General features: G+C 71.1%; 22 protein-coding genes. 12 read left to right on the forward strand and 10 right to left on the reverse strand.

Going from position 1 to position 21,930, the window contains the following annotated elements; all coding sequences use genetic code 11:
• Positions 1 to 4 precede the first annotated feature (4 nt).
• Positions 5 to 1,324 carry a 3-oxoacyl-ACP reductase gene (locus ACIOHC_RS11710; RefSeq protein ID WP_389637564.1) on the forward strand — a complete coding sequence of 440 codons (1,320 nt, stop codon included), beginning with the start codon at positions 5 to 7 and terminating at the stop codon, positions 1,322 to 1,324.
• Between the two features lie 6 nt (positions 1,325 to 1,330).
• Positions 1,331 to 2,188 (forward strand): MaoC/PaaZ C-terminal domain-containing protein, encoded by an 858-nt coding sequence (locus tag ACIOHC_RS11715; RefSeq protein WP_351080123.1) that lies wholly within the window; start codon positions 1,331 to 1,333, stop codon positions 2,186 to 2,188.
• A gap of 60 nt (positions 2,189 to 2,248) precedes the next feature.
• Here ACIOHC_RS11715 and ACIOHC_RS11720 read toward each other — a convergent pair whose 3' ends face one another.
• Positions 2,249 to 2,884 (reverse strand): TetR/AcrR family transcriptional regulator, encoded by a 636-nt coding sequence (locus ACIOHC_RS11720; protein WP_351080157.1) that lies wholly within the window; start codon positions 2,882 to 2,884, stop codon positions 2,249 to 2,251.
• A 281-nt stretch (positions 2,885 to 3,165) separates the two neighbouring features.
• Here ACIOHC_RS11720 and ACIOHC_RS11725 point away from each other — a divergent pair, with 281 nt between their 5' ends.
• From ACIOHC_RS11725 to ACIOHC_RS11745, 5 genes are all read left to right on the forward strand, one after another.
• The gene (locus ACIOHC_RS11725) at positions 3,166 to 4,353 is read left to right on the forward strand and encodes an alpha/beta hydrolase family protein (RefSeq protein ID WP_389637546.1); all 1,188 of its coding nucleotides are present in this window, start codon (positions 3,166 to 3,168) and stop codon (positions 4,351 to 4,353) included.
• A 149-nt stretch (positions 4,354 to 4,502) separates the two neighbouring features.
• Positions 4,503 to 4,844 (forward strand): PadR family transcriptional regulator, encoded by a 342-nt coding sequence (locus ACIOHC_RS11730; RefSeq protein ID WP_365691230.1) that lies wholly within the window; start codon positions 4,503 to 4,505, stop codon positions 4,842 to 4,844.
• Complete coding sequence (locus ACIOHC_RS11735; protein ID WP_351080118.1) at positions 4,841 to 5,803, forward strand: hypothetical protein; 963 nt, start codon at positions 4,841 to 4,843, stop codon at positions 5,801 to 5,803. The genes ACIOHC_RS11730 and ACIOHC_RS11735 overlap by 4 nt, the downstream gene beginning before the upstream one ends.
• Positions 5,804 to 5,898: 95 nt before the next feature.
• A complete protein-coding gene (locus ACIOHC_RS11740; protein WP_389637562.1) occupies positions 5,899 to 6,879 on the forward strand; it encodes a phosphatase PAP2 family protein in 981 nt (326 codons plus the stop codon).
• A gap of 111 nt (positions 6,880 to 6,990) precedes the next feature.
• Complete coding sequence (locus ACIOHC_RS11745; RefSeq protein ID WP_351080114.1) at positions 6,991 to 7,413, forward strand: hypothetical protein; 423 nt, start codon at positions 6,991 to 6,993, stop codon at positions 7,411 to 7,413.
• Between the two features lie 84 nt (positions 7,414 to 7,497).
• On the opposite strand, the gene ACIOHC_RS11750 is transcribed toward ACIOHC_RS11745, so the two are convergent.
• The 5 genes from ACIOHC_RS11750 to ACIOHC_RS11770 form a co-directional block, all read right to left on the reverse strand.
• The gene (locus tag ACIOHC_RS11750) at positions 7,498 to 8,844 is read right to left on the reverse strand and encodes a dicarboxylate/amino acid:cation symporter (RefSeq protein ID WP_351080112.1); all 1,347 of its coding nucleotides are present in this window, start codon (positions 8,842 to 8,844) and stop codon (positions 7,498 to 7,500) included.
• Between the two features lie 444 nt (positions 8,845 to 9,288).
• Positions 9,289 to 9,585, reverse strand: a complete 297-nt coding sequence (locus tag ACIOHC_RS11755) for a DUF4229 domain-containing protein (protein ID WP_351080110.1) — start codon at positions 9,583 to 9,585, stop codon at positions 9,289 to 9,291.
• A 147-nt stretch (positions 9,586 to 9,732) separates the two neighbouring features.
• Positions 9,733 to 10,257: a GNAT family N-acetyltransferase gene (locus ACIOHC_RS11760; RefSeq protein WP_401842587.1), complete on the reverse strand. Its 525-nt coding sequence runs from the start codon at positions 10,255 to 10,257 to the stop codon at positions 9,733 to 9,735.
• A 111-nt stretch (positions 10,258 to 10,368) separates the two neighbouring features.
• Entirely contained in the window at positions 10,369 to 11,532 is a 1,164-nt protein-coding gene (mqnE, locus tag ACIOHC_RS11765) for an aminofutalosine synthase MqnE (protein ID WP_401842589.1), read from the reverse strand.
• A 97-nt stretch (positions 11,533 to 11,629) separates the two neighbouring features.
• A complete protein-coding gene (locus ACIOHC_RS11770; RefSeq protein WP_351080104.1) occupies positions 11,630 to 12,085 on the reverse strand; it encodes an Lrp/AsnC family transcriptional regulator in 456 nt (151 codons plus the stop codon).
• Between the two features lie 132 nt (positions 12,086 to 12,217).
• On the opposite strand from ACIOHC_RS11770, the gene ACIOHC_RS11775 reads away from it, so the two are divergent.
• Positions 12,218 to 12,352: a hypothetical protein gene (locus ACIOHC_RS11775; protein ID WP_351080102.1), complete on the forward strand. Its 135-nt coding sequence runs from the start codon at positions 12,218 to 12,220 to the stop codon at positions 12,350 to 12,352.
• Between the two features lie 8 nt (positions 12,353 to 12,360).
• Here ACIOHC_RS11775 and ACIOHC_RS11780 read toward each other — a convergent pair whose 3' ends face one another.
• The gene (locus tag ACIOHC_RS11780) at positions 12,361 to 13,035 is read right to left on the reverse strand and encodes a UbiX family flavin prenyltransferase (RefSeq protein ID WP_351080155.1); all 675 of its coding nucleotides are present in this window, start codon (positions 13,033 to 13,035) and stop codon (positions 12,361 to 12,363) included.
• A 191-nt stretch (positions 13,036 to 13,226) separates the two neighbouring features.
• Here ACIOHC_RS11780 and ACIOHC_RS11785 point away from each other — a divergent pair, with 191 nt between their 5' ends.
• Positions 13,227 to 13,790 (forward strand): rhomboid family intramembrane serine protease, encoded by a 564-nt coding sequence (locus tag ACIOHC_RS11785; protein ID WP_365691245.1) that lies wholly within the window; start codon positions 13,227 to 13,229, stop codon positions 13,788 to 13,790.
• Positions 13,791 to 13,844: 54 nt separating this feature from the next.
• Here the strand turns inward: ACIOHC_RS11785 and ACIOHC_RS11790 are convergent, their stop codons facing one another.
• The 3 genes from ACIOHC_RS11790 to ACIOHC_RS11800 form a co-directional block, all read right to left on the reverse strand.
• A complete protein-coding gene (locus ACIOHC_RS11790) occupies positions 13,845 to 14,522 on the reverse strand; it encodes a DUF4232 domain-containing protein (protein ID WP_365691225.1) in 678 nt (225 codons plus the stop codon).
• Between the two features lie 397 nt (positions 14,523 to 14,919).
• Positions 14,920 to 15,840 (reverse strand): menaquinone biosynthesis prenyltransferase MqnP, encoded by a 921-nt coding sequence (mqnP, locus tag ACIOHC_RS11795; protein WP_351080099.1) that lies wholly within the window; start codon positions 15,838 to 15,840, stop codon positions 14,920 to 14,922.
• Positions 15,837 to 17,294 carry a menaquinone biosynthesis decarboxylase gene (locus tag ACIOHC_RS11800; RefSeq protein ID WP_351080098.1) on the reverse strand — a complete coding sequence of 486 codons (1,458 nt, stop codon included), beginning with the start codon at positions 17,292 to 17,294 and terminating at the stop codon, positions 15,837 to 15,839. Before ACIOHC_RS11800 ends, mqnP begins: the two co-directional genes overlap by 4 nt.
• A gap of 235 nt (positions 17,295 to 17,529) precedes the next feature.
• Between ACIOHC_RS11800 and ACIOHC_RS11805 the strand changes: the two genes are divergently transcribed.
• From ACIOHC_RS11805 to ACIOHC_RS11815, 3 genes are all read left to right on the forward strand, one after another.
• Entirely contained in the window at positions 17,530 to 17,934 is a 405-nt protein-coding gene (locus ACIOHC_RS11805) for a PLD nuclease N-terminal domain-containing protein (protein ID WP_351080096.1), read from the forward strand.
• Between the two features lie 271 nt (positions 17,935 to 18,205).
• Positions 18,206 to 20,374, forward strand: coding sequence for a hypothetical protein (locus ACIOHC_RS11810; RefSeq protein ID WP_401842591.1), 2,169 nt, complete (start codon positions 18,206 to 18,208; stop codon positions 20,372 to 20,374).
• Positions 20,367 to 21,926: a hypothetical protein gene (locus tag ACIOHC_RS11815; RefSeq protein ID WP_401842593.1), complete on the forward strand. Its 1,560-nt coding sequence runs from the start codon at positions 20,367 to 20,369 to the stop codon at positions 21,924 to 21,926. Before ACIOHC_RS11810 ends, ACIOHC_RS11815 begins: the two co-directional genes overlap by 8 nt.
• Positions 21,927 to 21,930 lie beyond the last annotated feature (4 nt).

Below are 21,930 nucleotides of genomic sequence, written 5' to 3' on the forward strand. Positions count from 1 at the left end.
GACAATGGCCGATCACTATCTGCACTTCGCCGGCACAGCACCCGGCCGTTTCCTGACCCGGCGGCTCGGCCTCCCGCAGCCCGCCCCGTTGCGCCGCTGGTCGCCGGGGACCCCGTCGCTGGACGGGCCGTTGCTGCACCTCACCGCCGGGGAGTCCGCCGTCACGGAGGAACTCGGCGCACTTCTCACGGCGACCGGGCTCGACGTCACCGCGCGCGCCGAACGCCCTGCGGGGATGGTGGTGGACGCGACGGCCGTCGACACACCCCGCACACTCGCCGACGTCCGCGCGGCCCTGCATCCGGTGATCCGTTCGCTGGCGCCGGGCGGGCGCGTCGTGGTGGTGGGGGTGCGGCCGTCGGCCGACGACCATCACCAGGCCGCCGCCCAGCAGGCCCTCGAAGGGTTCGTACGCTCGCTGGGCAAGGAGATCGGCCGGGGCGCCACCGCACAGCTGCTCCGTGTCGTACCGGATGCCCTCGCCTCGGCCGGGTCGACCCTCCGCTTCCTGCTCTCCCCCCGGTCCGCGTACGTCAGTGGTCAGGTCATCGAGCTGACCTCGGCCGCCCCCGATCCCGTGGCCGACCGGGAGGTCCCGCTCGCCGGGCGCACCGCGCTGGTCACCGGCGCCGCACGCGGCATCGGCGCCTCGGTGGCCTCCGTGCTGGCGCGGGACGGCGCCCGGGTCGTCTGCCTCGACGTCCCGCAGGCGAAGGACGAGCTGGCCCGTACCGCGGACCGGCTCGGTGCCGCGGCCCTGTCGCCGGACATCACCGCGGACGACGCCGCGGAGCGGATCGCCGCGGCGGTGCCGGGCGGTCTCGACGTCCTCGTCCACAACGCGGGCATCACCCGCGACCGCCGGCTCGCCAACATGCCGGCCGACCGCTGGGCCTCGGTCATCGACGTCAATCCGGACAGCGTGCTGCGCACCACGGACGCCCTGCTCAAGGCGGGCGCCGTCCATCGCGGCGGCCGGATCGTCGCCACCGCGTCCATCGCCGGCATCGCGGGCAACATCGGGCAGACGAACTACGCGGCCGGCAAGGCGGGCATCATCGGCCTGGTCCGTTCGCTGGCTCCGCGCGCCGCCGCCGACCACGGCGTCACGGTCAACGCGGTGGCCCCCGGCTTCATCGAGACGAGGATGACCGCGGCCGTCCCCCTCTTCATCCGGGAGGCGGGCCGCCGGATGAACTCCCTCTCGCAGGGCGGTCTGCCGGTCGACGTCGCCGAGACGACCGCCTGGTTCGCCCAGCCCGCGTCGACGGCCGTCAACGGCCGGATCGTCCGGGTCTGCGGCCAGAGCCTGCTGGGGGCGTGACGCCCGATGACGGCTGCCACCCCTTCCCGGACCCTGACGGCATCACTCGTACGGGGCGCGCTCACGTCCCCGTTCAAGCGCGCCGGCCGGCCCGGTGCCACGCTCACCGCCGACCGGCTGACGGCCGGAGACGTCCGCGTCGCCCCCGGCGCCCTCGCCTCGTACAACCGGATCTGCGGCTTCCCCGATGCGGCCCCGCCGCCGCTCACCTACCCGCATGTGCTGGGCTTCCCGCTCGCGATGCGTCTGATGACCGCCCGGAGGTTCCCGCTGCCGGTCGTCGGGCTGGTCCACACCTGGATCGAGATCACCCGGCACCGGGCGGCGCCCGTCACGGATCCGCTCGAACTGACCGTGTACGCAGACGCATTGACGCCGCATCGACGCGGCACCGAGGTCACGATGGTGACGGAGGCCCGTTCGGGCGGTGAGCTGGTCTGGGAGTCGCGCAGCGGCTATCTGTCCCGTCGTCCGACCACGACCACCGTTGCTCCCGGCGCTGTCGGCGCAGCCCCTGCCACCGAGCTCCCCGCCGTCGCCGAATGGCGGCTCCCCGGCGATCTGGGACGTCGCTACGGTGCGGTGTCCGGTGACCGGAACCCCATCCATCTGCACCCGCTGACGGCCCGGCTGTTCGGCTTCCCGAGGGCCATCGCGCACGGCATGTGGACGGTCGCCCGCTGCCTGGCCGAGGCCGACGATCCGGGCCGGATCCGGGCCGTGCGCGCCGACTTCAAGGCACCGGTCCTGCTCCCGGCGACGGTGACGTACGCGGCGGACGGCTCCGGCTTCCGGCTCCGCAGCGGCAGCCGGGTCCACCTCACGGGGTCGACGACGCGGGAGGGTGAAGGAGCGGATTCTTGACCGGCCGCTGCTCCTGCGTCCTTCGTTCGGATCAGCCCGGCATGATGCGAACGAGAGGTCCTAGCCCTGATCGGTGGGGTGGTTCGGCGGCAGCCACGGACGCCCCTGCATGAGATTTCCGAGGCCCGCCCAGGCAAAGTTCATCAGGGTGGCCGCGGCTTCCTTCGCCGAGACGCCCGGGGTGTCGTTGACCCAGTCGGCAAGCGACTCCGCGGCCCCCACGAGGGCCTGCGCCAGACCCGCCACATCGCGGTCCGGCAGTGCCGGATCCTGGTGGGCCTCACGGGCCGCCGCACCGATCAGACCCGTCACGAACGCAACGATCTCGTCGCGCATCACCATGACCTCGGTGACGAACGGCTCCCCGTGCGTACGCGCCTGCCGGTGCAGTACCGCCCAGCCGTCCGGGTTCTCCGCGGTGTGCGTGAAGAACGCCCGCAGCCCCGCCCACAGTTGCCGATCCGCCGGAAGCTCCGGCTCCACCCCCGACCGGACCGCTGCGACCAGCGCTTTCGCCTCGCGCTGGATGCACGCGGTGAAGAGCTCCTCCTTGGAATTCAGATACAGATAGACCAGCGGCTTCGACACCCCGGCCAACTCCGCGATCTCGTCCATCGAGGCGGCCCGGTATCCGTGCCGCCCGAACGTCCGCACCGCGGCGTCCATCATCTGCTGCTCGCGCACGGCACGCGGCATCCGTTTGCTCTTCACAGCACCCACGTCCGACTTCCTCCCGCCCCCGCTGCCCCGCTCCCCGGCAAGAGTACGGCGCAGGCCCCACGCCCGTCGTACGGAGAGGGCTCCCGCGGCCGCCGAGCGGCCGGTCGCACCTCCACCGGAAGCCATGTCCTCCAGTTCCCGGGATCGCCCCGTACCACCACGGGGTGATCCCGGGACCCGAGGTCACCCCGTGGTGGGACGGCGGTTCCCCCCTGGGTGCGATGTTCCGGCGCGGCCGGATCCGTAGCGTCCTCACCATGATCAGTCTTCGCAGCCGGGCCACGGCCACGGCGTTCACCCTGGCCGTCCTGCTCGCCTCGCCCACGACCGCGTCAGCCGCCCCGGACCCCGCACCCCGTCCCGATGCGGCCCCTGCGGCGCACGCCGTCACCGGACCGTCCCTCGAAGTCCCCCGGCCGACCGGACCGTACGCAACGGGCCGGGACACCCTGCATCTGACCGACCGGAGCCGACCGGACCCCTGGGTCCCGGCCGCGGGCGCCCGGCAGTTGATGGTGTCGGTCCACTACCCGGCCCGGCCCGGCAGCGGCACGACGACCGCGCCGTACATGACCACGGAGGAGGCCCGGCTGATGCTGGAGTCCCGCGGCCTGGCGGACGTGGTCCCCGCGACCACGGTCAGCGCCACCCTCACCCACGCGCGGACGGCCGCCCGCCCGGCACCCGGCCGGTTCCCGCTGGTGGTGCTCTCCCCCGGCTTCGGCACGCCGCGGACAACGCTGACCGGCCTGGCCGAGGATCTGGCCAGCCGGGGATACGTCGTCGCGACGGTCGACCACGCCTACGAGTCCACCGGCACCGCCTTCCCCGGCGGGCGCCTGCTCACCTGCGCCGCCTGCGAACAGACCGAAACAACGGGGATCGCAGCCGTGGCCACGGGGCGGGCCGAGGACCTCTCCTTCGTACTGGACCGGCTGACCGGCCGTCACCCGGCCTGGCGTCACGCCCGCATGATCGACCCGGACCGGATCGGCATGGCCGGCCATTCCATCGGCGGCAACGCCACCGCCTCGACGATGGCCGCCGACCACCGCGTGCGCGCCGGGGTCGACATGGACGGCACCTTCTTCGACCCGGTCCCCGCCGGCGGACTGGACGGCAGACCGTTCCTGATGCTCGGCACCGCCTCCTACCACCGTCCCGGCGGTGAGGACGAGAGCTGGGACGAGGGCTGGGCGCGGCTGGACGGCTGGAAGCGCTGGCTGACCGTCACCGGCTCCGGCCACTTCACCTTCACCGATGTCCCCGTCCTGGGAGACCAGCTGGGCATCGTCGACCCCGAGACGCCCCTCTCCGGCGCACGCTCGATGCGGATCACTCGGGACTATGTCGCGGCCTTCTTCGATCTGCATCTGCGGGGCACGCCCCAGCCGCTCCTGGACGGCCCGACACCGGACAACCCCGAGGTCCTGTTCCACCACTGATCCGGCCCGGACCAGGCGCGTCGCGTCACGCACGCACGTGGTGCTCGGGGCCTGGGGAACCTCCGACGCCCGCCGCGGGAGCGGAGGCACCGCCGGCGACCTGACCGCAGCCGACAGATATATCTCGTCACTCGATATATGCTCGATGTGTGACACGACAGAATCCGTCCTTGACGGAACCGCAGTACTTCATCCTTGCCGCGCTCATGGACGGGCCGTTGCACGGTTACGGCATCATCAAGGCTGCCGAGCGGGCCACCGACGGGCGGCTCCGGATCGCTGTCGGCACTCTCTACGGTGCGCTGGAGCGGATGGAGCGGGCCGGGCTGGTGGTCTCCGACCATGAGGAGATCGTGGACGGGCGGGCGCGGCGCTACTACCGGCTCACCGAGGACGGCACCGCGATGCTCGGCCGGGAGGCGCTGCGGATGCAGCAGGCGGCGGCCCTCGTCATCGGGCGTTCGCGGGATGTCGGAGCGGCCCCGGCATGAACCGATTGCTGCTTGCGGCCTATCCCGAGTCCTACCGTTCCCGGCAGGGAGAGGAGTTGCTGACCTGCCTGGCCGAGGCGTATCCCGGCCGCTCCTGGCCCCCGCCGCGGGAGATCGCCGCCTTGGTGCGCGCCGGGGTGCAGGCCCGCGCCCGTGCCGCCGTCGACGACACGGCCCGGCCGTGGTGGCTGGACGGCATCCATCTGGCCGCCCTTGCCCTCGCCGCGCTGGCACTGGTTCCGTACCTGCAGGATGTGTGGCACTGGGCACTGCACATCGATCCCGGCCGGCATGCCATCGCCTTCCACTTCGCCGGCTGGTACCCGTGGGCACAAGGACCCGGCACGCAGACACGGCTGCTGCCCTACGGGCTGCTTCCGCTGGTCTGCCTCATCGCCCTGCTGCGCGGCAAGCCGTGGATCGCCCTGCCGGCCGCAGCGGCGATGGTCTACGCGGGGGCCACGCCCGGCAGTTCGACGACGCTCTTCGGTACCGAGGGCAAGGTGGGCCTGGGTTACTACGGGCTGGGCGCCCCGATAGCGGCCCGTGACCTGGTGCTGTCGGGGACATTGTTCACCGCGTGCATCGTGCTGGCCGCCTGCCGTCCCGGCCGGCTCCGGCGCCATTCGTACCGCCGGCTGGTCCCCGTCGTGCTCGCCATGTCCGTGGCCGGGGGCCTGCACATCATCTCCGCCGGTCCGGTCTTCCAACGCGGCCTGTTCGCCCTCGAAGTCGCCGCGCTGATCGCCGCGTGGGTGGCGACGGCCGCCACCGGCGACCACCGGTGGCTGATCCCCGTCGCAGCCTTCGCGATCGTCCGTACGCAGGCGATCGTTGTCCAGCCGAACTGGTTCATGAACTCCCTGCCGAGCCTGGTCGTGCTCCTCCTCCTGATCGCGCCCCTGCCGGCCCTGGCGATCACCGCGCAGCGCCGGCAGAGCCAGGCGCTCCTCGAATAGGAGCAGATCCCCGGTGGGCCGGCCGAGCCCGTCGGCCCACCGCGTGCCGGAAGAGGCGCGTGACCGAACTGCCCCACGAAGAAACAGAGAAGGCGATGACTCGGCACGATCCCCCGCCCCTGTCCACGCACCCGGACACCCCCGGCCAGGTCCCGGGAACCACGACCGAACCCAGCCTCGCGCGGACGACGCGGCCACGGACCTCAGCTCCGCTGTACCTTTTTGGGCTCCTGGCGGTCTATCTGATCGCTGTCTGCACCCCGTTCGGGCAACGGGCGGAGAACGCCCTGCTCAACGGTGTCGGCGCCGAGCCGGCATGGATCTACGACTGGTCGGGGACGGCTTATGGCTCGGCGGCCCTGCCGCCGCTCGAAGACACCGCCTTGCCCACCCTGCTCGTGGGTACGGCCGTCATCGTGGCCGTCGCCCTGGTGCGGCGGTGCTGGTGGCCGGGCTTCGCGGCGACCGGGGTCGTCGTGGTCACATTCGGGGGCACCGAGGTGCTCAGCAAGGTGGTCCTGCCCCGCCCCGATCTGGTGGACGCGCCCGACATGCTCACCGCGGTGAGTTTCCCCAGCGGGCACGTGGCCATTCCCGCCGGGCTGGCCCTCGCCGCCGCCCTCGTCGCCTCCCCCCGCATCCGCCCCTACGTCATCGCGGCCTGCATGCTGTGGCTCGCCGTCACCGCCGGCGCCGTCCAGGCCCTCTACCACCACCGGCCCAGCGACGTACTGGGAGCCACGCTGCTGGCCTGCGCCTGCTACAGCCTCGCGGCCCGGCTGCTGCCACCCGCCGACGCACCAGACATCACGCGGAGCCCTCGTGCGCTGCCGACGGTCGCCCTGGCACTGTCAGCGGCCGGCGCGCTCGCCGCCGGCGCGCGGAACGACTCCGTCACACAATCGCTGGTCTTCGCGGCAGCGGCCTTCCTGTGCGCGGCCCTGTTCTGGTTCACCGCAGCGGAGGGGCCCGTACACATCGCACGTCGCACACGCCCCGCAGTGCGCCGACCGCCCGGAGGACCGCACGCCGGCGCCGGCCGACGGCTGTACCGCCCCGAACTGCCGCACCCCTGACCGACCGTCGGCGCCCGCCGCCGTCCCCGGGGCGTCGGCGGTCCTTCGTCGGCGGCGGCATCCCTGTCGCGCAGGGGCGCCTCAGGCGCCTGCTCGGAGCCCGAGTGCCACGTGCGCGCGGTAGTGGCTGCCGCGCTGCGCGAGGCGCGACGCGTCCTGGTCGCCGACGGGCGGGCCGTCCTGGTCGGTCAGGACTGGGACACCTTCGTCATCGACTCCGACGGCCCCGCCCTCACCCGTGCCGTCGTGCACGCGAGGGCCGACACGGTACCGAGCCCCCGAGCCGCCCGCCGCCACCGGAGTCTGCTGCTGGACGCGGGATTCGAGGACGTCGGGGCGCAGGTGCGCACGACAGTCCTCACCGACGCCGCGGCGCTGCCGATGCACATCGGGCCGGCAGAGGCGGCCAGGGAGGCCGGCGCCCTCACCGCCGTGGAGGCCTCGGCCCGGACCGCGGACCAGCGCGCACGTGCCCGGACAGGGCGGCTGTTCCTCGCCCTTCCCCTCTTCGTCGCCTCGGGCACCGCTCCCTGAGGTGCCGGCCGGAGCCCGCGCAACGCCGAGCGCCCCCGGCCCGTCGGCGGACGGGCCGGGGGCGCTCGGCGCAAGCGGCGGTCGTTACGCGGCGACCGGCACGCTCACCGGCTCCGCGTCGCGCACCTCGTCGTCGACCGGGGACGAGGAGGCCGAGTTGTAGGCGTCGTGGTCGAGGATCTTCTCGCGGGCCGAGACGATCACCGGGATCAGCGCCTGGCCCGCAACATTGGTGGCCGTACGCATCATGTCCAGGATCGGGTCGATGGCCATGAGGAGACCGACGCCCTCCAGCGGGAGGCCCAGCGTCGACAGCGTGAGGGTCAGCATGACCGTCGCGCCGGTGAGACCGGCGGTGGCGGCGGAACCGATCACCGAGACGAACGCGATCAGGACGTAGTCGCCGACACCCAGCTGGACGTCGAAGATCTGCGCGATGAAGATCGCCGCTAGCGCCGGGTAGATCGCGGCGCAGCCGTCCATCTTGGTGGTGGCGCCGAACGGGACCGAGAAGGAGGCGTACTCCTTGGGCACGCCGAGGCGCTCGGTGACCTTCTGGGTGACCGGCATCGTGCCGACCGAGGAGCGGGAGACGAAGGCCAGCTGGATCGCCGGCCAGGCACCCTTGAAGAACTGCAGCGGGCTGAGCTTGGCGACGGTGGCGAGCAGGAGCGGGTACACACCGAACAGCACCAGGGCGCAGCCGATGTAGATGTCGGCGGTGAACGTCGCGTACTTGCCGATCAGGTCCCAGCCGTAGTCGGCGATCGCGTAGCCGATGAGGCCGATGGTGCCGATGGGTGCGAGGCGGATGACCCACCACAGGGCCTTCTGGAGGAGCTCCAGGACGGACTCGCTGAGAGTGAGGATCGGCTGGGCCTTCTCGCCGAGCTGCAGCGCGGCGATACCGGCGACGGCGGCCATGAAGACGATCTGGAGCACGTTCAGCTCGGTGAACGGGGTGATCACGTTGTCCGGGATGATGCCGGTGAGGAAGTCCAGCCAGGAGCCCGCGTGCTCCGGCAGCTTGCCGTCCTTCGGCGTGAGGCCGGTGCCGGAACCCGGGTTGGTGATCAGACCGATCGCGAGGCCGATGGCGACCGCGATCAGCGAGGTGATCATGAACCAGAGCAGGGTGCGGGTGGCCAGCCGGGCGGCGTTGTTGACCTTGCGCAGGTTGGTGATCGACACCAGGATCGCGAAGAAGACGAGCGGCGCGACGGCCAGCTTCAGCAGCTGGACGAAGATGTGGCCGACCTTGTCGAGCGTGGTGTGGAGCCAGTTGATGTCGTAGGTACGGGCGAGCCACCCGAGGACGACACCGAGGACGAGACCGGCGACGATCTGGGCCCAGAACGGGACCTTGGGTATGCGGAAACCGGAGCCGGACGGGCTGTCGGTCGCGGCGGTGGACGCGGGATTCGCGGACACGGACACACTCCTGATGTGACGCATCGGGGCGCACGGGGACGTTGTGCGGAGGGACGGGGGTGCGGCGCCCGCGTCAGGGGCGGCGCCGCTGCATGGTGCCGGTTCAGACGTTGCGGCAACAGACCGCGGACATACAGCGGCAGAGGTCGACATGCAGGCGCCCCACGAGCGCGACGCTCGCGCCGGGCCGAGGGCGCACAGTTGTCTCCATGCCGAACACGTTAACACTTGAACTTTGAGAACCTCAAAGGTCTTCTTTGGGCAGCACCGCGCACGCCGGAGCGCCCGACACGCCCGCGGAAACGGCGAAACCCCCGTCGGGAATGACGGAACCCCAGTACAGGAGCGGTTGCTCCGGCACTGGGGTTCGGTACGGAAAGCGTGCTGGGTGTGCTGGGTGTGTGAGGAAACTTACGCGGCCCTTATGCCACCCTCACCCGTTCGTCACGGGGTGACGTGGTCCTCGCGGGTCCGGTTCGCTTCGAGCCTCGCCTTGGTGCGGTCGACCGTGGACACGATCTGCTCGGACATCTCGTCACGCTGCTTGCGCAGCAGCACGTAGCTGAGCGGCGCGGACAGGACCAGGGCGAGCAGAATCACCCAGACGAGATTGGAACCGCCCGCCCCGGAGGGCAGGAGGCCGAAGTGAACGGCCACGGCTGCGACGAAGAAGCAGCCGACGAAGATGCTGAGGCGCATCGCGGTGTACCGAATTGTCGCGCTCGGCCTGGCAGCGGACACAGTTGGCCTCTCTCTCTACGTACGACAGTCCTGCGATCCTGCCCGACCAGTGAAGCATGCCCCGGAATCGATCACTTCGGAGGGCTGCGTCAAAGGGGTTCCGACGAGCCCCGCGGGCCCGGCCCGCGGGGGCGGCACCGGCAGCGCTCAGCCGAGCGGCAGCAGCATGATGATGTCGTCGCGGTCGTCCCCGTCGGCCACCCGGATCGCGTCGGGCACCCGCCCGACCTCCTTGTATCCGCACGACGCGTAGAACCGGTCGACACCGGTGCCGCCCCGGCAGGTGAGCCGGATGGCCTCCACCCCTTCGATCCCCCGGGCGGCACGGGCCGCGGCGTCCATCAGATCGCGCCCGTACCCCTTGCCCTGGTGTCGGGGGTGGACCATCACCGTGTAGAGCCATATCCAGTGCGCCATCAGCCGGTGGGTGTTGAAGGCCAGGAAGGCCGTGGCGGCCACGGCGCCCTCCTCGTCGTGACCGACCAGCAGCCGGGTGCGCCCCTCGGCCATGGCGACGAGGTGCTTGACCAGCTCGGGCCGGACGTCGTCGGTCGTGACGGGCGGCACGAAGCCGACCGCCCCGCCCGCGTTGGAGACATCGGTCCACAGCTCGGTGATGCCGTCCCGCAGGGTGCGGTCGAACTTGGGATCCAACTCAAAAGTAAGCGTCATAGCCGCAGATTACCTATTACCGAACTCGGGGCTCAAGCGCTGTCCGATACGCAAGAAAGCCCCGGCCGGCGGCCGGGGCTCTCATGCGGGGTGGCGCTGACGGCGTGCGGGTCAGACGCGCATCGGCTGCGGCGACTCGCGCCGCTCGGCGTCCGGGCCCGGGTACTCGCGGATGATCTCGTACCGGGTGTTGCGCTCGACGGGCCGGAAGCCCGCGTCACGGATCAGGTCGAGCAGATCCTCACGGCCGAGCTTGTTCGGCGTGCCGTAGTTGTCCGCGTCGTGCGTGATCTTGTACTCGACGACCGAGCCGTCCATGTCGTCCGCGCCGTGCTGCAGCGCGAGCTGGGCGGTCTGCACACCGTGCATCACCCAGAAGACCTTGACGTGCGGGACGTTGTCGAACAGGAGCCGCGAGACGGCGAAGGTCTTCAGCGCCTCGGCGCCGGTCGCCATCGTCGTGCGCGCCTGGAGCCTGTTGCGGACCTTGCCGTCCTTCATGTCCACGAAGTCGTGCTGGTAGCGCAGCGGGATGAAGACCTGGAAGCCACCGGTCTCGTCCTGCAGCTCACGCAGCCGCAGCACATGGTCGACACGGTGCCGGGGCTCCTCGATGTGCCCGTACAGCATCGTCGCCGGGGTCTTGAGCCCCTTCTCGTGCGCCAGGCGGTGGATGCGCGACCAGTCCTCCCAGTGGGTGTCGTGGTCCACGATGTGCTGACGGACCTCCCAGTCGAAGATCTCCGCGCCGCCACCGGTCAGCGACTCCAGACCGGCCTCGATCAGCTCGTCGAGGATCTTGGAGGCCGACAGCCCGGAGATGGTCTCGAAGTGGTGGATCTCGGTGGCGGTGAACGCCTTGAGGGAGACCTGCGGCAGGGCCTCCTTCAGCGCGCTGAGCGAGCGCGGGTAGTAACGCCACGGCAGGGTGGGGTGCAGCCCGTTGACGATGTGCAGTTCGGTGAGGTTCTCGCCCTCCATCGCCTTCGCGAGCCGGACGGCCTCCTCGATGCGCATGGTGTACGCGTCCTTCTCGCCCGGCTTGCGCTGGAACGAGCAGTACGCGCACGACGCGGTGCACACATTGGTCATGTTGAGGTGCCGGTTGACGTTGAAGTGCACGACGTCGCCGTTCTTGCGGGTGCGCACCTCATGGGCGAGACCGCCGAGCCAGGCCAGGTCGTCCGACTCGTAGAGGGCGATACCGTCCTCGCGGGTCAGCCGCTCTCCCGCGCGGACCTTCTCCTCCAGCTCGCGCTTGAGCCCAACGTCCATGCGGCTGCCTCCCAGTCGTCGACGTGCTGTGCGTATCCCGGTGACAGGTGATACCGGGCGAAACCCCCGGTCCCCCGGGGGCCCCACCACGTTACGCCTACGCCTCTTCGGGAAGTTCCCCGACCCGGTTCTCCCACTTGGTGGAGAGCACGATCGTGGTACGCGTGCGCGAGACGCCCCTCGTGCCGCTGAGCCGACGGATCGTCTTCTCCAGACCGTCCACGTCACCGACCCGCACCTTGAGCATGTACGAGTCGTCACCCGCGATGAACCAGGCGTCCTCGATCTCCGCGAGGTCCTTCAGCCTGCGCGCCACGTCCTCGTGATCGGCCGCGTCGGAGAGCGAGATGCCGATCAGGGCCGTGACCCCGAGCCCCAGGGACGCGGCGTCGACGGTGGCGCGGTAGCCGGTGATGACACCGGCGGTTTCCAGCCGGTTGATGCGGTCGGTGACGCTGGGCCCGGAGAGCCCGACGAGCCGCCCCAGCTCGGCGTACGAGGCCCTGCCGTTCTCCCTGAGGGCCTGGATGAGCTGCCTGTCCACCGCGTCCATATGACTGAAACCTTCCATTGTTCAGCAGTATCGCGAGTCTACGTGTAGAATCTAAGGCATGCGGGCTTCAGAGCCTGCAAATCTTCCCGAGCATCCAAAAAACGCTTTCGAATCTTCAGGAGTGAGAACACCGTGTACACGATCGAGATGGCCTACGCCCGAATGCGCGAGCTGCAGGACCTGGCCAACCGCTCGCGTGCCCACCAGCCCGCCGCCGCGCACCGGGTCGACAGGACCCGCAACCCGCGCGCCACGAAGAAGCGCTGACCACAGGCTCAGCCCCCGGAGCCACGAGAGCCCCCACCGAGCTCTCCCTCCCACCGGCGGTACAGGTCGTGCGGAACCCCCGCCGCGTCCAGCACCCGCCCCGCGACGAAGTCCACCAGATCCTGGATGTGCGTCGCCCCCGCATAGAACGCCGGAGAGGCGGGCAGCACCACGGCGCCCGCCTCGTCCAGACTCACCAGATGCTTCAGCGTCTGCCCGTTCAGCGGGGTCTCCCGCACCGCGACGACCAGCTTCCGCCGCTCCTTGAGCGTCACGCTCGCGGCCCGCTGGAGCAGATCCTTCGAGAGCCCGAGCGCCACCCCGGCCACGCACGCCGTCGAAGCGGGCACGATCAGCATCCCCTTCGCCGGGTACGACCCCGAGGACGGACCCGCCGCGAGGTCACCGGCCGCCCAGTGCCGTACGCCCTCGACGTCCACGTCGAAGGTGTGCGGCTTTCCGTCCGCCCCGCGCGCCAGCCAGCCGCGCAGGTCCTCCTGCCAGTGCGCGTCGCGGAACGCGATCCCGGTCTCGTCCAGCAGCGTCAGCCGCGACGCCCGGCTCACCACCAGGTCCACGCTCTCCCCCGCGGCCAGCAGACCGCGCAGCACGGCGGCGGCGAACGGGGTGCCCGAAGCGCCGGAAACCCCGACAATCCAAGGCTGCCGCTGCTGCTGACTCACTGAAGTCCCGGAATCCACGCACCCGAGCCTATCCGGCTGCGCGGAACCGGAACCGAGGAAGGGGCCTCAGGCGTTTTGAGGGAGGGAACAGGGGCGACACGGAACGACAGGAGGCAGCGGTGGCCGCATCGTCGGATCGATTCGCGTCGGCGTGGAGCACGGGCGAGCGCGCGAAGGCCGCGGCCAAGCTGATGGTGGGCTGGGTGGCGTTCCTCTGGATCCTCGAAGTCGTCGACGTGGCGACCGGCCACTCCCTGGACGCGTACGGGATCGAGCCGCGCCGGCCCGGTGAACTGCTGGACGTCGTGCCCGCGTCCTTCATCCACTTCGGCTTCGGCCATGTCGCGTCCAACAGCGTGCCGCTGCTGGTCTTCGGCTTCCTGGCCGCGCTGGGCGGCATCCGCCGCTTCGCGGCCGTGGCCGCGCTGATCATCGTGGTCGACGGCCTCGGCGTCTGGCTGGTGGCGCCGGACCACTCCAACACGGCGGGCGCGTCCGGCCTGGTCTTCGGCCTCTTCGGCTACCTGCTCGTGCGCGGCTTCGTGGACCGCAGACCGCTCGACATCGGCGTCGGCCTGGTGATCGGCGCGATATGGGGCTCGTCGATCCTGCTGGGGCTCTCCCCCGCCAACACCTCGGTCAGCTGGCAGGGCCACCTGTTCGGACTGGCGGCGGGCGTGGCGGCGGCCTTCGTCTTCCGCCGCCCCGCGTGCGGCCGGAGCACGGTGCCGCCCGCCCGGCCGCTCATACCGTAGAGCGCGTTCGGCCGCTGATGCCGTGGAGCGCGGACGGATCCCGTGGTGTCCGGGTCAGCCCTCGCCCTGACCGGCGCTCCCCATCGGGCCGACCTTCACCGGGGAGCCGGAGCCGTCCGTGACGGGCAGCGTGGCGGCGCCCGGCCATTCGAGGGAGAACGACTTCGTCTCGTCCGGCGGGGTCACCACCAGGGCCGTGATGCGGACGCCGGAGCCGCCCGACTTGTTGAGCGGGTAGTTGATGCCGAAGTACACCGACTTCCCGTTCTTGAGGGTCATCGGGGTGGCCTTCTCACCGGTACGCTGCGCGGGCAGTGACCCCGCGCTGGTCTTCAGGTCGACGCCCGCGTACCCGGAGAGCACGCAGTCCCGGCCGCCGTTCTTGAACTCCACCGCGACGGTGCCCTCGGTGTCGCCGTCGATGGTGCTGTCCGACGCGGTGATGTCCAGGTCGTCGGTGCGGCACTTGCCGACCTTGCTGTTCACGTTGGAGCCGGTCCCGGCGGCCGTGCCCTGCCCGCCGGACCCCTGCCCGCCGGACCCCTTCCCGGCGGAGTCCTTGCCGCCGTCCTGGTTCGTACCGCCCGAGCCCGAACCGCCGCTCGCGGACGACGCGGAGGACGCGGACGACGGGGCGGTCTGTCCCAGGTCGTCCTCGCCGTTCTGGCAGGCCGTGAGCGAGAGACCGGCGACAACGGCCAGGGCGGCGAAGGTGAGCTTCTGTACGCGCATCGTTTCTTCCTCGGTGTCAGTGGGGGGTGTCGGCCGCTCGGCACGGTCGGTACGAGCGAGCGTTTCTGATCACCAAGAGCTGCCCGGCCCGGCGACCCGTTCCGCCCAACCACCCGCTAATACACCCCTGTTACACGCACAGCCCAGGCACAACGCGCACCACCAACGGGCCTGCCCCGCCCGCACCCGCCCCTGCCGCACCCGCCCCTGCCGCCGTCCGGCAAGGGAAACAGGGGCCGGACACGGCTCGCCGCACCGCGCCGGGAAACGTCGCCGGCCGGCCGGGACCGCGGTTCCCGCCACCGTTCCGCACCTGTTGGCGCCCGCAGTCCACTGGGACGGACCCGTGACGCGGGGGTCCTTGACCACGACAGGTGACCTGCCTCGCCGGACAGGCTCAGACGGTCAGGCCCCGCACCAGCAGGTCCAGGAGAGCGCACGCGAAGAGCGCGATCCCGATGAAGCCGTTGACCGAGAAGAACGCGCGGTTCAGCCGGGACAGATCGTGCGGACGCACGACCCGGTGCTCGTACACGAAGGCGACGGCGACGATCACCATGCCGATCCAGTAGAAGAGCCCCGCCTGAGTGGCCAGCCCGAACCAGACGAGCAGCCCGGTCGTCACCACATGGCAGACCCGCGCCCCCCACAGCGCGGCCGGAATCCCGAACCGGGCCGGCACCGACAGCACCCCGTGCGCCCGGTCCGCCTGGACGTCCTGGCAGCCGAAGATCAGGTCGAAGCCACCGATCCAGATCCCGACCGCGAGACCGAGGATCACCGCGTCCCAGGACCAGCTGCCGGTCACCGCCAGCCAGGCACCGATCGGCCCTATGGCCTGCGCGATCCCCAGGATGGCGTGCGGGTAGTGGGTGAACCGCTTCCCGTACGGATAGACCACCATCGGCACCACCGCGACCGGCGCCAGCGCCAGGCAGAGCGGGTTCAGCAGGGCCGCCGCCCCGAGGAAGACCACGACGGCGACGAGCGCCCCCGTCCACGCCGACTTCACGGAGACCGCGCCGGTGACCAGCTCCCGGCTCGCGGTGCGCGGGTTACGGGCGTCGATCTCCCGGTCGATGATCCGGTTGCAGGCCATGGCGAACGTCCGAAGCCCCACCATCGCGATGGTGACGAGCAGCAGCGTGGCCCAGTGGATGGACCGGTCCGCCCGGAACATCGCGGTCAGCGCGGCGATGTACGCGAAGGGCAGCGCGAAGACCGAGTGCTCGATCATCACGAGCCGCAGAAACGCCTTGACCTTGCTGTTCGGCTGAACGGGCCCTGAGCCCAGTGCTGCTGCTTCGGCGGCGCTCACAGTCCGTATTCCTTCCACCGGCGGTCGACCTTCGCCGCCGTCTCGGGGTCGGACTCGACCATGTCCGGCCAGCCCCCGTCCCGGGTGTAGCCCTCCTCGGGCCACTTCTTCGTCGCGTCGATACCCGCCTTGCCACCCCAGAACTGCTGGTAGGAGGCGTGATCGAGATGATCGACCGGCCCCTCGGTGACGGTCAGGTCCCGCGCGTAGTCCGTGTTGCCGAGCGCCCGCCACGCCACCTCGTGCAGATCGTGGACGTCGCAGTCGGAGTCCACGACCACGATCAGCTTGGTCAGCGACATCATGTGCGCCCCCCAGATGGCACTCATCACCTTCTGGGCGTGCTTCGGGTACTTCTTGTCGATCGAGACGATCGCGCAGTTGTGGAAGCCGCCCGCCTCCGGCAGGTGGTAGTCCACGATGTCCGGCACGATGATCTTGAGGAGCGGCAGGAAGAACCGCTCGGTGGCCCGCCCCAGGGGCCCGTCCTCGGTCGGCGGCCGGCCCACCACGATCGACTGCAGCAGCGGGCGCTTCCGCATGGTCACGCAGTCGATGGTCAGCGCGGGGAACGGTTCCTGCGGCGTGTAGAAGCCGGTGTGGTCCCCGAAGGGCCCCTCGGGAAGCATCTTCCCGGGCTCCAGCCACCCCTCGATGACGACCTCCGCCTGCGCCGGGACCTGCAACGGCACGGTCTTGCAGTCGACCATCTCGATCCGCTTGCCCTGGATGAACCCGGCGAAGAGGTACTCGTCGATGTCCCCGGGCAGCGGCGCGGTGGACGCGTACGTCACCGCGGGCGGCGCCCCGAACGCGATGGCGACCGGCAGCCGCTCCCCGCGCTTCGCGGCGACCTGGTAGTGGTTGCGGCTGTCCTTGTGGATCTGCCAGTGCATCCCGATGGTGCGCCGGTCGTGACGCTGGAGCCGGTACAGCCCCAGGTTCCGTACGCCGGTCTCCGGGTGCTTGGTGTGCGTGAGCCCCAGGTTGAAGAAGGAGCCGCCGTCCTCGGGCCAGGTGAAGAGCGCGGGCAGCCGGTCCAGGTCCACGTCGTCGCCGGTGAGCACGACCTCCTGCACGGGTGCGCTCTCGGGCTTCACCTTCTTCGGCGGCACGTGCACCATCGAGCCGAGCTTCCCGAAGGCCTCCCGCACCCCGACGAAGCCGTGCGGCAGCTCCGGCTTCAGCAGCCCGCCGATCTTGTCGCTGATGTCGGAGTAGGACTTCAGCCCGAGCGCCTTGAGCAGCCGCTTGTCGGTCCCGAAGACGTTCATGGCCAGGGGCATCGAGGACCCCTTGACGTTCTCGAAGAGCAACGCGGGCCCGCCCGCCTTGTTCACCCGGTCGACGATCTCGCCGACCTCCAGGTAGGGGTCGACCTCGGCCTTGATGCGCTTGAGCTCGCCCTCGCGCTCCAGGGCCCGGAGGAGGGAACGAAGATCGTCGTAAGCCATGCCGTCCAGTTTGTCATCACCGCTGCCGATCACCCGGGGTGCCCCACCTCCCGTCGGCCGCGCAGGGCGTACACGCCCGGATGTCCACCGACGCGCGGACCTCGGCCCCCTGTCCGGGCCTGCTCACCGCCGGTTCCGTCCGCTCGCCGTGGGGTGTCGGCGGCACCGGCTACTCTGGGCCCGTCACCGGGGCGGGACAAGCCCCGCCAACTCTCCTCAGGGGGACCTTTCCAACATGTTCCGGGCCCTGATCTATCTCCTGCCGCTGGCGCTGACGATCTACGCGTTCATCGACTGCCTGAACACCCCGGAGGACGAGGCCAAGCACCTGCCGAAGATCGCTTGGGTCTTCATCATCCTGCTGTTCTGGATCGTGGGTCCGATCGTCTGGCTGGCCGCCGGCAAGATGCGCACGGTGCCCGCGGGGGGCCGTACGCCGTCCGAATGGCACCGCAACCACCGCTCGCAGTGGGTGGCACCGGACGACAATCCGGAGTTCCTGAAGGCACTGAAGGAAGAGAACAAGAAGGACGAGTCGCTCCTCAAGGACTGGGAGGCGGATCTGCGCCGCCGCGAGGAGGAGCTCAAGCGCCGCGAGCGCGAGTCGGGACCGGAGGAGTCGGCGCCGCCCGCCTTGTGACCGGAAGGGTCCGGACTCCGGCCGCCCACCGCACGCCACGCACGGCCACCGCCTGTCGCCCGACACGCGGTGGCCGTCGTCGTTCGCGTCCCCGAACCGGCGCCGCACCGGCCCCGCCCTCGCGTCGGGCCGTCCCGACAGCGGCCCCGGTGGCTCGGACCGTCCCCTTGACACCGATCGTTCGAAAATCTTCTCCTTGCTCCAACACCCTCCCGATATGCTGGTGTTGACGATGTGACAGATCGGATCGGGCATCGGCGCTGGGGGTGCTGTGGAGAGAGAGCTGTACGGGCGCGAGGCGATCTTCGGCAACGACGGACTTGCGGCGCGTCTGACAGGTCTCACTCCCCACGGCTCCGCCGGGGTCTCCTACGAGCACCGCGACGATCCGCCGGTCGCCGTGCTGACCGGGGGCCGCGGCATGGGCAAGACGGCCGTGCTCAAGCAACTGCGCCATCTGTACCGGGATATCACCCCGGTCGCCCTGGTCGACTGCGAGGCGGTCGTACCGCCCGCGGACCCGGGACCCGGCTGGACCCCGGTCACCGCGGCGCTGCCGGAGCTCGCCATCCAGCTGACCGCGAAGGTGCGTGCCGCACGGCCGGTGCAGTTTCCCCGGCTGAGCCTCGGCCTGGTGGCGGTCGCCTCGATCTCCTGGACGCGGGAGGACGAGACGCGGGCGCAGCGGGACCTGCAGTCGCTGGGCCCGGTGCTGGCGACCGTCGACACACGGGGGGACGCGGCGACGGGCTGGGTCACCAAGGTGCTGACGAAGCTGGCGGCGAGCGCCTTCGACTCCGTCGTGCCGCTGGCCGGGATGGTCGCCGAGGCCACGATCGAGACGGTGCTGGAGGAGTCGTTCAGCCGGTTCCAGCGGCGTTCGGCGGACTGGTACGGGAGCTATCCGCACGCGGGCGGCAACGGACGGATCGGGCTGCGGCAGCTGGCGGTCGATTTCGAGCGCGGTGGTGATCTGCGTCGCCGTGCCGAGGACCATCTGGTGCTCGCACTGGTCGCGGACCTGGTACGGGCGTACGGGGGTCTGGCGCGCGGTGCCCGCCGGGGCCGCCCGGTACTGCTGCTGGACAACGCGCACACGCGGCTGGGTCGGCAGCTGGTCGAGCCGGTGCTGCGGCAGCGGGCCGCCGGGGTGCGGGACCGGATCGCCGTGTTCGCCTCCTCGCGCGCCCGTGGTCACGAGGGGCTGAGCCATGCGGTGCGCCGGCGGCTGCCCGAGGTGGCGCACGGTTCGCACTGGGTCCGCGGCTCGGAGGTGACGTCCGGGATCCTGGCCGTGGAACTCACCGCGCTGGGCCCGGCCCATGTGCAGGCGGCGTTCGACCGGCACGATCCGGTGGGCCGCGCCCCGGCCGGCCTGGCCCGCGGGGTGCACCGGCTGACGGGCGGGCGCCCGCTGGGTGTGGCACTGCTGGCCCAGGCGGCGGGCGAGGCGTTGGTGCCGGGGTCGTCCCGCACGGGTGCGCCGCGACCGGGCTCGCTGGTGCCGGGGACGCTGCTGGACTGCACGGTGGAGCTGCGCGAGGACCGCGCGCCGGTGCGGGTGGCGGACGAGTTGCTGGCGCGGCTGCTGCCGGGACAGCAGCTCGACGTACTGAGTGTGCTGGCCGCCGCGCACGGCGAGGAGTCGGCGCGGCTGCTGGCCACGGCCCGGCTGCGCGGCCGGTCGCTGGAGGGCGACGTGGCGTTGCAGGCGCGCGACGCGCTGCGGGCGCAGGACTGGCCGGTCGGGCCGGACCACTTCGTCGCCGATCCGCTGCTGCGCGCGCTGCTGCTGTACCGGCTGCGGTTCCAGGACGACGACCATCCGTACTACGCGGTGTGGCGTGCGGTGCACGAGACGCTGCGCACGGCGTACGCGCCCGGGGGCCGCTTTCCGAGCGTCCCGCACCGGCTGCACCAGGAGCTGGTGCTGGGCAGGACGAGGGACTGCGTGACGCACCTGCGGGAGCGGTTCACCGAGCCGGACGTGACGGCGTGGCTCGGCTCGCTGCGGTTCATCGCCTCGGCCCCGTATCCGCGTCCGCCCGGTTACACCGGTCCCGATCCCCGGCGGGCGGTCGCGCTCGGCCGGGAGGCGTCCGGTTCGCTGCCGGACGGGGAGACGGGGCTCGCGGGGCTCGGCGAGCGGGCCGTGGAGCTCCAGCTGCAGCTGCGCCGGCTGCTGCACGCCGTATGGCTGCTGTCCGATCCGCTGGCCCTGCCGGACGAAGAGGTGATCGACAAGATGGCGCACGAACTGCGACAGCTGTCCGGCAGGCATCCGACGGGCAACAGCGTGCTGTGGGACGCGGCGACGCACTGGCCTCGGGACATCGGGGCCTGGCGGCAGCTCTCCATGCCGCCGGGGGCGTCGGGCACGGACGGACCGGCCACGGGCGGAAGCGGGCAGCGACGGGGGGACGGTGGTTCGCGTGCCTAATCCACTGCGTTATCGCGTCTGGTACACGGCGAGGCAGAAGGTCGTCACCAGCGTGGTGGTGGGCGCCCTGGTCATCACGTCCGGCTGGTACGGCATCGGCCGGCTCACCGCTCCCGAGGACCGCTCGTGTGCTCCGGGGGTGGAGCGGCCACGGGGCAGCGACGAGTGCGTGGGGGTCTCCGGCGGCGCCTACGACTTCGGCCGGCCGAAGCTGACCGAGGTCGCCGCGGCCATCGCGCGGGAGAACGACACCCTGAAGCCCGGCCGGTACGCGACGGTCGCCCTGCTGCTGCCGCTGACGTCGACGGACGAGGCCATGCAGACGAAGATGCAACGCGAGCTGCAGGGCGCGTTCGCCGAGCAGTACCGGGCCAATCGTCTGTCGAACGATCAGGTGCCGAAGATCCGGCTGGTGCTCGCCAACACGGGGAAGAACAACCTGCTGTGGCGGCCGACGGTGGACCGGCTGAAGAAGATGACCGGGGCCCCGGACCATCTGCGGGCCGTGTCCGGGGTCGCCACCAGCAGTCCGGAGGTCGCCTCGGCCATCAAGGAGCTGACCTCCGCGCACATCGCGGTCGTCGGGACCACGATCACCGCCGACGACATCGCCAACGGGCCGGCCGGCGATCCGTTCCCCGGTCTGGCGCGGGTGTCGCCGACCAACCGGGACGAGGCACGGGCGCTGGCGCACTTCGGAAAGGTGAAGGCGGACAAGGCGCTGCTGGTGCAGGACACCCGTACCGGCGACCACTACACGGACACGCTTCGGGCCGCGTTCGCCTCGCTGACGAAGGGCACGCGGTACGAGCCGCAGCTGTTCACCTCGCGCAAGGACCCGAACGACGAGGGCACCACGGCCAATACGTTCCAGCAGATCATCCACCTCATCTGCGACACGGACGCGGAGACGGTGTTCTTCGCCGGACGCCACACCCAGCTGCGGCAGTTCATCAACGCGCTCGGGGCCCGGGGCTGCCAGAGCCGCCCGTTCACGATCCTGACCGGCGACGAGGGCTCGTACCTCGGCAGCGACAAGAAGCTCGACCGGGGCGCGCTGCGCCGCAAGGTGACGGTCCGCTACGCCTCGCTGGCGCACCCGGACGCCTGGGCGGCGGCGAAGGGCGGGGCGGCGACGGGCGGCTCCCCGGCGGACTACCGGAGCCTGCTGGATCTGCTGGCCACGATCGGGAAGAAGCCCGTGGGCCCGGTCGGTCCGACCGGTCACCGGGAGCTGACCGACGGCCAGGTCATCATCGCGTACGACGCGATGTCGCTGGCGGTGCACGGCATCCGGCAGGCGACCCCGGAGGGCAAGCGGCTGCCGCAGCCCGCGGACGTGGGCGAGCAGTGGCCACGGGTGAAGGGGTCGCTGCGGGTGTCGGGGGCCAGCGGCTGGATCTGCCTGGACAACCACGGAAACCCTTACAACAAGGCGGTGCCGGTGGTGGAGCTGGCGCCCGAGGACGCCAGTCAGCGGTTCGTGACGATCGCCTGGCCGCAGGGCGCACCGCCGGACCCGAAGTGCCTGCCGCCCTCCTCGGCACCGTGACGCC

It is taken from the genome of Streptomyces sp. NPDC088252, from assembly GCF_044740965.1.
GTDB lineage: Bacteria > Actinomycetota > Actinomycetes > Streptomycetales > Streptomycetaceae > Streptomyces.